Annotated in this window: 13 protein-coding genes; 8 read left to right on the top strand and 5 right to left on the bottom strand. The window is 59.2% G+C overall.

Annotated elements, in window-relative coordinates; translation table 11 throughout:
- Positions 1–53: 53 nt before the first annotated feature.
- Positions 54–1,205: a glycosyltransferase family 4 protein gene (locus tag G359_RS17340; protein ID WP_082072990.1), complete on the bottom strand. Its 1,152-nt coding sequence runs from the start codon at positions 1,203–1,205 to the stop codon at positions 54–56.
- A gap of 77 nt (positions 1,206–1,282) precedes the next feature.
- Entirely contained in the window at positions 1,283–2,218 is a 936-nt protein-coding gene (locus G359_RS17335) for a glycosyltransferase family 2 protein (RefSeq protein ID WP_045837134.1), read from the bottom strand.
- Positions 2,219–2,583: 365 nt separating this feature from the next.
- Here G359_RS17335 and rfbC point away from each other — a divergent pair, with 365 nt between their 5' ends.
- The 8 genes from rfbC to cbiB all read left to right on the top strand — a co-directional run bounded on the left by rfbC (position 2,584) and on the right by cbiB (position 10,365).
- Positions 2,584–3,306 carry a dTDP-4-dehydrorhamnose 3,5-epimerase gene (rfbC, locus tag G359_RS17330; RefSeq protein ID WP_371199079.1) on the top strand — a complete coding sequence of 241 codons (723 nt, stop codon included), beginning with the start codon at positions 2,584–2,586 and terminating at the stop codon, positions 3,304–3,306.
- Between the two features lie 27 nt (positions 3,307–3,333).
- Positions 3,334–4,425, top strand: a complete 1,092-nt coding sequence (gene rfbB / locus G359_RS17325) for a dTDP-glucose 4,6-dehydratase (RefSeq protein ID WP_045837133.1) — start codon at positions 3,334–3,336, stop codon at positions 4,423–4,425.
- Positions 4,422–5,372, top strand: a complete 951-nt coding sequence (gene rfbD / locus G359_RS17320) for a dTDP-4-dehydrorhamnose reductase (protein ID WP_156150818.1) — start codon at positions 4,422–4,424, stop codon at positions 5,370–5,372. The genes rfbB and rfbD overlap by 4 nt, the downstream gene beginning before the upstream one ends.
- On the top strand, positions 5,369–6,247 hold the full coding sequence (gene rfbA / locus G359_RS17315; protein ID WP_045837132.1) for a glucose-1-phosphate thymidylyltransferase RfbA: 879 nt from the start codon (positions 5,369–5,371) through the stop codon (positions 6,245–6,247). Before rfbD ends, rfbA begins: the two co-directional genes overlap by 4 nt.
- A 97-nt stretch (positions 6,248–6,344) precedes the next feature.
- Complete coding sequence (locus tag G359_RS17310; RefSeq protein ID WP_045837131.1) at positions 6,345–6,677, top strand: hypothetical protein; 333 nt, start codon at positions 6,345–6,347, stop codon at positions 6,675–6,677.
- Positions 6,678–6,871: 194 nt separating this feature from the next.
- Positions 6,872–7,690 carry an oxygen-dependent tRNA uridine(34) hydroxylase TrhO gene (locus G359_RS17305; RefSeq protein ID WP_045837130.1) on the top strand — a complete coding sequence of 273 codons (819 nt, stop codon included), beginning with the start codon at positions 6,872–6,874 and terminating at the stop codon, positions 7,688–7,690.
- A gap of 155 nt (positions 7,691–7,845) precedes the next feature.
- The gene (cobA, locus tag G359_RS17300; protein WP_045837129.1) at positions 7,846–9,342 is read left to right on the top strand and encodes a uroporphyrinogen-III C-methyltransferase; all 1,497 of its coding nucleotides are present in this window, start codon (positions 7,846–7,848) and stop codon (positions 9,340–9,342) included.
- A gap of 48 nt (positions 9,343–9,390) precedes the next feature.
- Positions 9,391–10,365 carry an adenosylcobinamide-phosphate synthase CbiB gene (cbiB, locus tag G359_RS17295; protein ID WP_045837128.1) on the top strand — a complete coding sequence of 325 codons (975 nt, stop codon included), beginning with the start codon at positions 9,391–9,393 and terminating at the stop codon, positions 10,363–10,365.
- Here cbiB and G359_RS17290 read toward each other — a convergent pair.
- The 3 genes from G359_RS17290 to cobU are packed head-to-tail and all read right to left on the bottom strand — an operon-like array spanning position 10,349 to position 12,969.
- Entirely contained in the window at positions 10,349–11,821 is a 1,473-nt protein-coding gene (locus G359_RS17290; RefSeq protein WP_045837127.1) for a cobyric acid synthase, read from the bottom strand. The two genes, cbiB and G359_RS17290, sit on opposite strands and share 17 nt — an antisense overlap.
- Positions 11,821–12,438, bottom strand: a complete 618-nt coding sequence (cobO, locus tag G359_RS17285; RefSeq protein ID WP_082072989.1) for a cob(I)yrinic acid a,c-diamide adenosyltransferase — start codon at positions 12,436–12,438, stop codon at positions 11,821–11,823. Before cobO ends, G359_RS17290 begins: the two co-directional genes overlap by 1 nt.
- A 6-nt stretch (positions 12,439–12,444) precedes the next feature.
- Positions 12,445–12,969, bottom strand: coding sequence for a bifunctional adenosylcobinamide kinase/adenosylcobinamide-phosphate guanylyltransferase (cobU, locus tag G359_RS17280; RefSeq protein ID WP_045837126.1), 525 nt, complete (start codon positions 12,967–12,969; stop codon positions 12,445–12,447).
- Between the last annotated feature and the right edge of the window lie 23 nt (positions 12,970–12,992).

The raw sequence follows: 12,992 nt of genomic DNA, 5'->3' as shown, positions 1-12,992 counted from the left end.
TGACGGAGGCATGCATCGGAGCATCACGGCGCGAACAGCGCGAGTTAGATGCATCAGCCGGCGCTCGCCGACTCTTGAGGTGCCAACGCGTGTGCAGCGCCGAGGCCGCTCGTACGTTGTGCTACCGCCAATTCGTAGAAATCATCCGCCTCGCGGGCGACTGCCGAGAGCGCAAATTTTTGGGCGCAGTGGTCCCGTCCAGCCGAAGCTAATCGAACTCGGAACTCGTGGTCGAGGACGAGCCTGCGCAAGAGTTCTGCAATATGGTCAGCTGTGAAATTCGGAGGGAGCAGTAGCGTCTGCTCAGGGGCAATCTCGGATAATCCTCCGGTGCCCGAGCTGACGACCGCACAACCTGCCGCGTGGGCTTCAAGCGCTGTGCGGCCGAAGGGTTCTTTCCATTTGGAAGGAATGATCGCGATTGCCGCATTCTGACAGTGTTCCTTCACCACGGCGAAGGGCTGGCCGACCAAAACGGTTACCCTGTCTTCCATAGGCCGGATGACCGCGAGAACCTCCTCGAGATAGGTTGGAAAACGGTCAGGTTCGCTCAGAATGAAGCGCGCGCGCCAGCTGGGCTGTTCCTTTAAAACGCTTACGACCGCCAACGCCGCTTCTTTGATACCTTTTTCGGGAGCGGCGCGGCCAACGCAAATGATTTCGTCGAGCTTCGGCGTCGATGGCTGCCAGTGTGAAAAGTCCAGCCCGTTATAGACAATGGAAGATGGCAAGCGCACCTCAGGCCAGTCCTCCACAAACATCTTCCGGCAGATGTCGCTCACGAATATCATGCCGGCAAGCGAGCGATATTGATTGAGCTTGAGACGTCGCCTAATCGCACTCCATAAACCGCGGCTCGGGATGGGCTTGATCATGTTGTGCTTGTGAAGAACCACCGGCACAGGAGTGCGCAATGCAAGTGCCGCAGCGGTCGGCAGATGTTGTTGCACAACGATCAGATCGGGCGCGGTGCGTGCAACCTGGTCCACGGCAAACGCGACCTTGCGCCGCCGGGAATCGTCGACGGCACGTGAGTAGGTCATCACGTCGATTTCGGAGAAAAGTGTTTCGTTCTCGCAGCAGACAACCGTCGTTGTGTCTCGGTAGCGGCTCGCCGCGATGAGATCGCGAACGCACAGGTCTATCGACGATGCGTTGCTTGGACCGAAACGCATGTGCCGGGGCAAGAACATCAATATGCGCATAATATCGATCTCAAGCCGAAGACGGGCGTTCTATTGGATGGGCATTCGTCTGAAAGTGACGTCAACCGTTTAGCGCATTAATACACGCGCCGATCTGCAGGAATGAAGCCGGCATAAGGCTCGGCTGCACTGTCGAGATAGTACTCCCATCTCGTGGGGTTGGATACAAGTAGCGTCGTGTAGAGAAACAGAAGCCGCGCGTACAATTGCGGAGCACTGGTGATGAGTTTCTCGTGCCGCATCCACTTCAAAGCTCGCGAAACTGTCTTTCTCGCGGACAAGTAACGGTAGTTCTCATCGAACCTGGATGCGCCGAACTCCTTGAGAATCTGGATCGTTTGAAAGTAGGTGAGGGCTTCGTTTGCAGATAATCTTTTGCAGTTACGAACCAGCTGATGGCAGACAGCTACATCGATACGGGCGACGCGTGCCTGTTGGAAGACGGGGAGCGCTAGGGCCAAATCCTGGCATGAAATCAGATTTTCGTTGAGACGAAGAGCAGATGGAATGCTCAGCCGCCGCATGAGGGCAGCAGTTGGTATGTGGTTATAGTCTCTAATTGCATATCGGAGCGGATCGGAAAGTATCGTGACGCTCGATGGATGGCGCTGGTGGCTTTTGGCTTGCTCGTCGGTCAGCGGCTGAGGGCCGTACATCAAGGTTTTGCCGAAGATGTAGTCGGCGCCATTCTCCTCAGCCAATTTCACCATCAATGAAGTCGACCCGCCGATGAGAGGATCGTCGCAATCGATGATCCGCAACCACGGCTTAGTCGCAAATTCGATGAGCTGATTGGTGACATTGAAGATGCCGCGATTTTCTTGGCGGCGGCAGCTGATGCGACGATCACTTTCGGCGAACTTCCGGATGAGGGACCATGACGCATCCTTCGATCCATCGTCGATGATGAAGACTTCGCCTCCAGTTACGGCGAGTTCAGCAGCGACGCTCTCCAGCACTGCTGCGAGATATTCGGCCTTATTATACGAGCTGATCAGATAGCTAACGGACATCTGGTAGAGATATTCTTTCCGTTAGTTCGTCGCACGAAACGCCGTGCATCTCCTCTGTCTGTTCCAGCCGCGCGTACAGCCTCGAACACGGCAAGTTTGCGACGCGAGCAAGGGAAGTCAAGCAATAATGTACGATGTTCAAAATTGGTGCAGTTGCGAAGCTCTTTGCTTCGGGAGCCTATGCTTCACGATGTCCCTGCATCGAGAGGCGAATGATAGCGGAGTCGCTGCGGATTCCGTTACCCGAGGCGTCTTCTGCGATCGACTCCGGCAATTCTAATTGTCGGCTATTTCGTATTCGAGTTTGGGCGATTCAACGCGTGCTTTCGAGGCGCGTGGCGCGCTGACTTTGCTGACTGCTCTCAATGTCTGGCCTTACGTCAGCGGCGTTGCCCGAGGACCACATGTGGAGGATGGTCGCGAGCGATGTGGAGTACTTCGGCTCCTCAGGGGTTGTGTCGGTAGCAGCTGCCATGCGAACGACACTCAGTCTTGGCCCATCGAAATGGGCGCAGCCGTCACTTGGAACTCACGTGGTGCAAATTACCGAACTCGAAATTCCCGGCATTCTTCTCGTCACGCCGAAGCGGTTTCATGATGCCCGAGGGGTCTTTGCCGAGCTTTACAACGCAAAAGAACTCGAAGAAGCCGGCATCAGAGACGTGTTCGTTCAGGATAACTTTTCGCTCTCATCAAGGGTTGGCACTGTTCGAGGTTTGCATTTTCAGGCCTCGCCGTATTCGCAGGTCAAGCTCGTTCGGGTGAGCCGCGGCCGCATATTGGACGTTGCTGTCGATCTTCGGCCATCATCGCCCACTTACAAGCGGCACGTTTCGGTGGAATTATCGGCAGAGAACGGCGTCCAAATATATATACCCAACGGTTTTGCGCACGGATTCTGCACTCTGGAACCCGAGACGGAGCTCGTCTACAAAGTATCCAGTCATTATGCTCCGGCGGCAGAAGGCGGCATACTGTGGTCTGATCCGGAGCTGGGGATTGACTGGCCGATTAGCGAGCGGGATGTGATTTTATCGGAGAAGGATGCGAATCTTCCTTTGCTGAAAGACATCGCGGGGATGGGCTGATCGTCATTTAAACGCGGGGGCGGAAGGATGAGAGTCGTCGTCACGGGGGGCGCCGGTTTTATAGGATCGGCACTCGTACGCCACCTCGTGCTGGATCGTGGCTGGGACGTGCTCAATGTCGATAAGCTCACGTATGCCGCAAATCTGCAGTCCCTTGCTTCGGTAACCGACAAGAAGAATTACCGGTTTGTCCTTGCCGACATTTGCGAGCCGGATGCGATGGCTCGCACTTTCGCAGACTTTCAACCTGATGCGGTGATGCACCTCGCTGCAGAGAGCCATGTTGATCGATCCATCACGTCTTCCGCAGAGTTTATCAAAACAAACGTTCTTGGAACTCACGTTCTCCTCGAGGCGAGCCGGCATTACTGGGATGGCCTGACCGGGGAGCAGCGGAAGAGCTTCAGGTTTCTGCACGTCTCGACTGACGAGGTTTACGGCAGTCTCGACGACGGCGGCTTCTTTGTCGAGAGTACGGCCTACGATCCGCGATCACCGTATTCGGCGAGCAAGGCTTCTTCCGACCATCTCGTGAGCGCGTGGCGCGAAACGTACGGACTGCCGGCGCTGATAACGAATTGCTCGAACAATTATGGTCCGTATCATTTCCCCGAGAAGCTCATTCCTCTTGTCCTATTGAATGCGCTGGAGAAGCGGCCTTTGCCGGTTTACGGCGACGGTCGGAATGTCCGGGACTGGCTTTACGTCGAGGACCACGTGAAAGCCCTTACGATGGTTCTGGAAAGAGGCCGCGTGGGTGAAACGTACAATATCGGCGGAAGAGCGCCGATGGAGAACATTTCGGTGGTCGAGAGGATCTGCGACGTTCTCGATACCCTTCGGCCGAATGGTGACTCGCGTCGGAGCCTCATTACGTTTGTACCCGATCGTCCGGGACACGACAGGCGCTATGCGATCGATCCTTCCAAAATCGAGACCGAGCTTGGGTGGCGACCTGAGAACACCTTCGATACCGGCATTGCGGCGACCGTCGAATGGTATTTGCTCAATGAGTGGTGGTGGCGGCCGCTTCGCGATAAAGTTTATTCTGGAACGCGGCTGGGGTTGCTTCAAACTCCGCCACCGGAAGACGGCGCATTGGCGGAGCGGGTCGTGTGACCGACGTCCCTTGCAGCACGTTCATCATCGGTAAAAGTGGTCAGGTCAGCAGCTCTCTCCTTGAGGCGTTGCGCGCCGAAGACAATCGCGTTTTTGCCTGCGGGCGGCCGGAGATCGATCTCTTGGATCCCGAATCCGTGAGGCGCGCCATTCTGGCAGCCCGGCCCAAGGTCGTTGTGAACGCCGCTGCCTACACGGCCGTCGACAGGGCCGAGGACGAACCCGAGATTGCTTACGCTGTCAACGCCGCCGGTGCGGAGGCGGCCGCCAAAGCTGCGGCCGAGATCGATGCCGCGATCATTCATTTCTCGACTGATTATGTCTTCGACGGGAGCAAACGTACGCCCTACGTCGAGACAGATCCCGTGTCGCCCATCGGGGTCTACGGGCGTAGCAAACAAGAGGGCGAGGTTCGCGTTGCCGCCGCCAATCCGAAGCATATCATTCTCCGTACGGCTTGGATTTTCAGTCCGTTTGGAGGCAACTTTGCGAAGACCATGTTGCGGTTGAGCAAGGAGCGCCGAGAAATCAAAGTCGTTGACGATCAGTGCGGAAATCCAACGCATGCGTTGGATCTGGCAGAGCTGGTCCGCAAGGTTCTTCCGCTTGCAAGCGCACAGTCGCCGGATCCGCGGATTTTCGGGACCTTTCATACCGTGAACCACGGTGAGACGACGTGGTTCGGCTTTGCCAAAGCCATTCTCGAAGGTGCGGCTCAGAGGGGCGGAAGCGAGGTCGCTGTGCTACCGATCGGCACCAAGGATTATCCGACGAAGGCTGAGCGGCCGGCCTATTCGGTGCTCTCTACGGACAAGCTCCGCGACGTCACGGGCTTTCAGCTTCGGCCCTGGAGGGAAGCACTTTCCGATTGTCTCGACCGGCTCGCGGGTTCTCCCCATCGTGTGGCTGCCGAGCGTTCGCAACAGATTGGCGGGAAATTCGCATGAGCACGCTAAAGGGGATCATTCTTGCAGGTGGAAGCGGGACGCGGCTTTATCCGCTTACGCTCACCATCTCGAAGCAGCTGCTTCCCGTCTACGATAAGCCGATGATCTATTATCCGCTGTCGACGCTGATGCTCGCGGGAATTCGAGACATTCTGATCATCACGACGCCGCACGATCAAGCGCTTTTCGAAAATCTTCTCGGAACCGGCGAGCAATTCGGGTTGCGATTGAGCTATGCCGTGCAGCCGGAACCGGAAGGTCTCGCGCAGGCCTTCGTCATCGGACGCGATTTCATTGGCAGCGATCGGTGTGCGCTCGTGCTGGGCGACAACATCTTTTACGGTCACGGTTTCGGCGAGCTGCTTCGAAGCGCGGCCAACCGCGCGGACGGCGCGACGGTTTTTGCCTACGAAGTCGCTGATCCCGAACGCTACGGCGTCGTGACTTTTGACCAAAGCGGCCGTGCGAAAGCGATCGATGAAAAGCCGCAAAGCCCAAAATCGAATTGGGCGGTCACGGGCCTTTATTTTTACGACGAGCGCGTCGTCGAATTGGCGTCACAAGTCAAACCTTCGGCGCGAGGCGAACTCGAGATCACGACGCTGAATGAAATGTACCTCAACCTTGGTTCGCTCCACATCGAGAAAATGGGGCGAGGCTTTGCGTGGCTCGATACCGGTACTTTCGACAGTCTGAAGGATGCGAGCGACTACATCGCGACGATCGAGCGGCGTCAGGGACTTAAAATTTCATGCCCCGAAGAAATTGCGGTGCGCATGGGGTTCATTTCGCCCTCGGCTCTGGAGCCATGGCTTAGCCGCTTGGGGAAGAGCGCTTATGCGGCGTACGTCCGGCACGTCATCGCCAACATTTGAGGGCTAGTCCTCATTTCAGGATGGATACAAGCTTATAATATGAATTTCGTAACGAAGGTCACTGTAGGAGTGCCGCCTGCGAGAAGTTGAGCGTTCTATGTTTGGAAGCAATACTGCCGTTTTCGTTGCCCTTTTCGCCTCGATGGCATTGACGGCGTGCGCGGCAACCGAGAAGCCGGGGCTACAGAATTCAAACGCCATCAGCGTGACGCGCGCGCAGTCTCCGGACTATGATTTTGTCGTCTCCATTCCGGCCGCGCAGAGTTCGGGATACGACCCGAACGACAAAGAGACCCGAGACAGAACAGCGTTATCGGCTTTGAAAGACCAGTGTGAAGCCCCGCAAGTGGTCGGCGAGACTGTCATTACGAGCGGAACGTTTCTGCTCGGAGATCAGTCTCGCGCCTATGCGGTGCAGGTTAGGTGCTAGCTAGCCGTTGTCGAGGTCGGGCATTCCCGGCTTTCGAAGGACCGCCCGCGTTTTTCGTGCGCCGGAGAGCATAGCCAAATTGCCGCGTCTTGCTCTTCAGGTGCCGGGGCCGTATTGGAACCAGCGTGGACTTGAGTGCGGCCGACGGCCGCTGATTTGTTCATCCCTGGTCACTTCATGAAAGCCAAACGCGCGTGACGGTAAAAGTCGCTGCCTTCTACAAATTCGTCCCGATAGACGATCCCGCGGAGCTTCAGACGAGTCTCCGTGAGGTGTGTCTGGCGCATGCGATCAAGGGCACGATTCTGATTGCCCGCGAGGGTATCAACGCCACCGTTTCGGGAGCGAGTGGCGACATCGATGCGCTCATCGCGACAATTGTATCCGATGCGCGGTTTTCCGATCTCGAGGTGAAGTACTCGGAAGCCGGTGACCACCCGTTTCAGCGCCTCAAGGTAAAGATCAAGCGGGAGATCGTCACCTTCGGCGTTCCCGACGCCCAGCCAGCGGTCGCGACGGGTACGTTCGTTGAGCCCGATGCGTGGAATGCGCTGATCTCAGAGCCCGATGTTCTCGTGATCGATACGCGCAACGATTACGAATTTCAGGTCGGGACATTCGAGGGTGCGCACAATCCCGAGACGCGCGCCTTCAACGAGTTTCCGGATTATGTGAAGCGCACGCTCGCCAGCGATCCAAAACGTCGGATCGCAATGTTCTGCACAGGCGGCATCCGCTGCGAGAAGGCGAGTGCCTTTCTGCTTCGCGAGGGTTTTCCGAACGTCTACCAGCTCAACGGCGGCATCCTGCGGTATCTGGAAAAGGTGCCGCCGGAAGAAAGCCTCTGGCGCGGAGAGTGCTTCGTTTTTGACGAGCGGGTCGCGCTTGAGCACGGTGTCCGTCAGGGGCATCACACTCTCTGCTCGCAGTGTGGATTTCCAATCCGGAAACCGGATGAGAGCGTGACCACCCTTTGTGAGGGGTGTCGCGAATCGAAGGCGACCGCGGGCTGAAGGCCCGGAGAAACAGGCCGGATTTCAGGAAAATCGGGATCTCTTAACCCCTGGGCCGTACCTCGGCGGGAGTAGAACTGGTGCTTGCTCGCCGGGCGCCAAATGATGATATAGATCGTAGTGCTTCCGCCATTCTGACCGAACCATTTTCGCAAATGACTTTTCGCAACACCGACGATGACAATCCGAACGCGGAAGGGCGGGCGACGCTGGAGCAACTCGTCCGCTGGCGACGCGATGTACGTCGTTTCAAGACGGATGCTGTTCCTGATGCGTTGGTCGAGCGGCTTTTGCGGCTCGCCGATTTGGCGCCGTCGGTCGGCAACAGTCAGCCGTGGCGGATCGTCAACGTGCCGTCCTCCGAATTGCGGGCCGAGATCGTAGGCAATTTCGAAGCGGCGCGGATCCATGCCGGCGAGGGCTATAGCGGCGACCAGGCCGATCTCTATTATCGGTTGAAGCTCGCGGGCTTGAAAGCCGCGCCCGTGCATCTCGCGGTTTTTTGCGACCAGGGCGTGCTGCAGGGGCATGGGCTCGGACGGCATACGATGCCGGAGACGCTCGACCATTCCTGCGCGTGCATGGTGACGGTGCTTTGGCTTGCCGCGCGGGAAGCAGGCCTAGGCCTTGGTTGGGTGTCGATCGTCGATCCGGCTCAGGTCTCCAAGACCCTTGGAGCGCCCCCCGATTGGAAGCTCGTCGGCTATCTCCTGCTCGGCTGGCCCGAAGAAGAACATCTTGATCCCGAGCTCGAGCGGCATGGATGGCAGGAGCGGACGCCTTTCGAGACACGGTATTTTACAGCCGGTAACGCGCCGCTTTCGAATGAAGCGAAAGACGCGCGACCTGCAAAGCCAACACGACCGGGCTCAGTTACGCTCGTCGGCTCCGGGCCGGGTGATCCGGAGCTTTTGACGATCAAGGCGCTTTTCGCGCTGCAATCCGCTGACGCGGTGCTCTTCGACGATCTTGTCGCCAAGCCGATCCTCGATCTCGTCCGTCCGGGGGCGCGGCTGATCGATGTCGGCAAGCGCGGCTATCGCAAGTCGTGCAAGCAACCCGACATCAATGCGCAAATGGTATCGCTGGCGCGCGAGGGTCTCAAAGTCGTTCGTCTCAAGTCGGGCGATCCGTTGATCTTCGGGCGCGCCGGGGAGGAGATCGAAGCGTGTGAGGCGGCGGGCATTGCGATCAGCGTCGTGCCGGGGGTGACCTCCGCCCAAGGCGCAGCGGCCAATCTCAAGGTGTCGCTCACCAACCGCGATCATGCGCGCCGTTTGCAGTTCATTACCGCCCATGACCGTCGCGGGATGCTGCCCAAGGATATCGATTGGAGCGCCGTAGCCGACAGCGCGGCGACGACCGTTATCTACATGCCGAAGCGGACGCTCGCGGAACTTACTGAGATTGCGCTGGTGCACGGGCTCGACCCGAAAACACCGGCCATCGCGGTCGCCAATGCAACACGCCCGGACGAGCGCGTTTTCGTCTCGACCATCGGAGCCATTGCCGCGGCACTCGATGCGGCGCATCCGGATGGGCCGGTGCTTGTGATGCTCGGGGAGGCTTTGCGTTATGCAACGGCGCGAGATGCGGCGGAGCGGGCAGAACAGATCGCGGCAGCTCACGGCGTTTTGCCGGAGCAATCTTGATATCGACTGCGGTGCTCATCTCGCTCGCCCCCATTCCGTGCAATTGCTGTGACTGAGACACACACCCTCCTGGTTGTCGTCGCTGCGCTAGCGCTCGAAGCGGCCGTTGGCTATCCGGATTGGATTTATCAGCGCATCGGCCATCCCGTGTCCTGGATCGGCGCTCTCATTGCCGCGCTCGATCGTTGGCTTAACAGGGAAAGCGAGAGCGAAGCTGCGCGGCGCATGTCGGGCGTCCTGGCCTTGGCGATCATCGTCTTGACGGTCGGCGCTCTCGCCTGGTTGGTCGAGCGTGTGGCTGCGCATAGTGCGATCGGCGCTATTTTCATCGCGATACTGGCTTCGACGTTGATTGCAAGTCGAAGTCTTTACGACCATGTGGCCGCTGTCGCTCGCGCGCTCGACGAGGACGGACTCGCAGGGGCGCGGCTCGCGGTCGGTCGCATTGTCGGGCGCAATCCGCAGACGCTCGACGAACATGGAGTCGCGCGCGCCGCGATTGAAAGCCTCGCCGAGAATGCGTCCGACGGCATCGTCGCGCCGGTGTTCTGGTTCGCCTTTTTCGGGCTGCCGGGTCTCGCCGTTTACAAGGCGATCAACACGGCCGACAGCATGATTGGTCATCGGACGAAGCGGCATGAGGCGTTCGGATGGGCGGCGGCGCGGCTCGACGATCTCGTCAATCTGCCGGCGTCGCGGCTGACCGGATTGATGTTCGCCGCTGCGGCTCTCTTCATCCCGGGCGCATCGCCGGCCAGCGCGCTCGAGGCGATGTCTCGAGATGCTTCGAAACATCGGTCACCCAATGCCGGTTGGGCGGAAAGCGCGATGGCGGGAGCGCTGGGGTTCAAGCTCAACGGTCCGAAAGTTTATGGCGATGTGCGCGTCGAGGATGCCTATATGGGCAATGGCCGCCGCGAACTGACAGCGGACGATATTTACTCGGCGCTTCGGTTGGCGACGATTGCGTGGGGCATCATGATTACGACGCTGCTGCTCTTCGCCTTCATTTTGCGAGGCTGAGAAGATCGTCGATCGCTACATGCCGGGCGAGATGCTCGGCGAAGCTATCGAGAATATCATCGATTTCGGCTTCGTAGCTGTTGCTGGATGCTTCGACGCCGAAGGTTCCAAGAATAGCCGCGCGCGCCGCGTCGGAGGCGAAAATTCCGTGGACATAGCATCCGGCGACGCGGCCGTCCGGTGATGTTGCTCCGTCTCTCCGGCCATCGGCGAATGTCAGGATCGGGCGCGCTGTGTCTGGCCCCGAGGTTCGGCCGACGTGCATTTCATAGCCTTGAAAGGGTGCCCCTTTTGCGTTGAGCGTTCCCGTGACGGCTGCGAGCGTTTTCTCGGTTCCGAATTCCGTCTCGACGTCGAGCAGACCTAGGCCTTCGACGGTCCGCCGCGGGCCCTCGATGCCGGCAGGATCGGAAATGCGCTTCCCTAGCATCTGATAGCCGCCGCAAAGTCCGAGGACGCGGCCGCCGCGACGTACGTGAGCTTTGATATCGATATCCCAGCCTTCGGCGCGGAGTGCCGCTAGATCATCGATTGTCGCTTTCGAGCCGGGGAGGAGGATGAGGTCCGCATCCGCCGGAATGGGGCGGCCGGGTTCGATCATATTCACGGCGATGCTCGGCTCGCCGCGTAACGGATCGAGGTCGTCGAAATTCGAAATGCGCGGCAGTACCGGCACCGCGATGCGGAGCTTTACGCCCGCGTTCGATTTCGATGCTTTCGCGAGATCGCGCAGGGCGAGGGCGTCCTCAGCGGGAAGCTTTCGCGCGTCGTTGAAGAATGGCACGAGGCCGAGAGGCGCCCATCCCGTCATCTTCGCAATCGCCGCCATGCCGTCGGCGAAGAGCGTGGCGTCTCCGCGCATCTTGTTGACAATGAATCCTCGGATCATTGCCGCATCGTCCGGATCGAGAACGCGCTCGGTTCCAACGATACTGGCGATGACGCCACCGCGATCGATGTCGCCGATCAGAATCACCGGCACTCCCGCCGCGCGTGAGAAACCAAGGTTCGCAATGTCGTTTTTCCGGAGATTGATCTCCGAGGCGCTGCCTGCGCCTTCGACGAGAACGATATCGGCATCCGCTTTCAGACGGCCGAAGCTTTCGAGAACCGCCGGTAGAAGCTCGGGTTTTTTCGCTTGGAACTCGCGGGCTCTCGCAGAGCCGATCATCTTGCCTTGCACGACGATCTGGGCGCCCGTTTCGCTTTCGGGTTTGAGAAGGACCGGGTTCATGTGCACTGACGGCGCGACACGGGCGGCGCGTGCCTGAAGTGCTTGCGCGCGGCCGATCTCACCGCCATCGGCTGTCACGGCGGCGTTGTTCGACATGTTCTGCGGCTTGAACGGTAGGACGCGGATGCCGCGGTTTGCGAGGAGGCGACAAAGGCCCGCCACCATCAGCGATTTGCCGACATCCGAGCCTGTGCCTGAAAACATCAGGGCGCGCGCTGGCATTAGAACTCGATGCCTTCCTGCGCTTTGATGCCAGCCGCGAAGTGATGTTTCACGGCGGCCATTTCGGTCACGCCATCGGCGATCGCGATCAATTCCGGTTTGGCGTTGCGGCCCGTTACGACGACGTGGAGATCCGCCCGGCGCGCGCGGAGCGTTTCGATGACGTCGTCAAGCGGAAGGTAGTCGTAACGAAGCGCGATGTTGAGTTCGTCGAGGATGAGAAGGCGGATGGACGGATCGGCCATCAGCTCTTTCGCCTTCGCCCAGGCGCGCTCTGCCGCCGCGATATCGCGCGCTTTATCCTGGGTTTCCCACGTGAAGCCTTCGCCCATCGTGTGCCAGGAGACCTGGTCCCCAAACATGCGAAGTGCGTCGCGTTCGCCTGTTGCCCACGCGCCCTTGATGAATTGCACGACGCCGACGCGCCAGCCGTGTCCGAGTGCGCGCAAGACCAATCCGAACGCGGCCGTCGACTTGCCCTTTCCGGGGCCGGTGTGGACGAGGAGGACGCCTTTCTCGATCGCCTTCGAGGCGACCTCGGCATCTTGCACGGCTTTGCGCTTTGCCATCTTGGCCTTATGGCGTTCGGCCTCGTCGATCGTCGGATCGCTGGTCACCTTTCGTCAGCCTTTCAAAGTCAGCGGCAGGCCAGCAGCGACAAAAACAACTTTGTCCGCGACCGCTGCGATTTTCTGGTTGAGGCGTCCGGCCTCATCGCGAAACGCGCGGGCGAGCGCGTTCTCCGGCACGATGCCGAGACCCACCTCGTTCGAAACAATGACGCAAGGCGCGATCCGCTTTGAGAGAGCTGAGATCAACTCCTCGGTGGCATCGGGAATGGAACGTTCCGCGTGCATCAAGTTCGAAACCCACAAGGTCAAGCAATCGACGAGGGACGGCAGCTCAGATGTCCGGTTCGCCAGGGTGTCGGCGATGTCGAGAGGCGTTTCGTGCTGAACCCAGCCGCTGCTCCGGCGGCTTTGATGCCCTTTGATCCGCTCGGTCATCTCCCCGTCAAAGGCTTCGGCCGTGGCGATGTAGGCCCAAGGTCCGGGGAGGCTCGTCACAAGCCGTTCGGCATACAGGCTTTTGCCGGAGCGCGCCCCTCCGAGGACCAATGTCAGCTGCGGCAAGGATGTCGTCGGCATGGGCAGCTTTCGGGCGGTTTCGG

Source organism: Hyphomicrobium sp. 99 (genome assembly GCF_000384335.2).
In the GTDB taxonomy this organism is placed as follows: domain Bacteria; phylum Pseudomonadota; class Alphaproteobacteria; order Rhizobiales; family Hyphomicrobiaceae; genus Hyphomicrobium_B.
The sequence above is the reverse complement of the archived record's forward strand: the minus strand, read 5'-3'. Positions and strand labels throughout refer to the sequence as shown.

Bases quoted from the DNA above. Each gene is read 5' to 3' on its own strand.
- rfbB (WP_045837133.1), top strand. From the start codon at position 3,334: ATGAGAGTCGTCGTCACGGGGGGCGCCGGTTTTATAGGATCGGCACTC.
- G359_RS17290 (WP_045837127.1), bottom strand. From the start codon at position 11,821: ATGCCAGCGCGCGCCCTGATGTTTTCAGGCACAGGCTCGGATGTCGGC.
- G359_RS17340 (WP_082072990.1), bottom strand. From the start codon at position 1,205: ATGCGCATATTGATGTTCTTGCCCCGGCACATGCGTTTCGGTCCAAGC.
- cobU (WP_045837126.1), bottom strand. From the start codon at position 12,969: ATGCCGACGACATCCTTGCCGCAGCTGACATTGGTCCTCGGAGGGGCG.
- G359_RS17335 (WP_045837134.1), bottom strand. From the start codon at position 2,218: ATGTCCGTTAGCTATCTGATCAGCTCGTATAATAAGGCCGAATATCTC.
- cobA (WP_045837129.1), top strand. From the start codon at position 7,846: ATGACTTTTCGCAACACCGACGATGACAATCCGAACGCGGAAGGGCGG.
- rfbC (WP_371199079.1), top strand. From the start codon at position 2,584: ATGTCTGGCCTTACGTCAGCGGCGTTGCCCGAGGACCACATGTGGAGG.
- rfbA (WP_045837132.1), top strand. From the start codon at position 5,369: ATGAGCACGCTAAAGGGGATCATTCTTGCAGGTGGAAGCGGGACGCGG.
- G359_RS17310 (WP_045837131.1), top strand. From the start codon at position 6,345: ATGTTTGGAAGCAATACTGCCGTTTTCGTTGCCCTTTTCGCCTCGATG.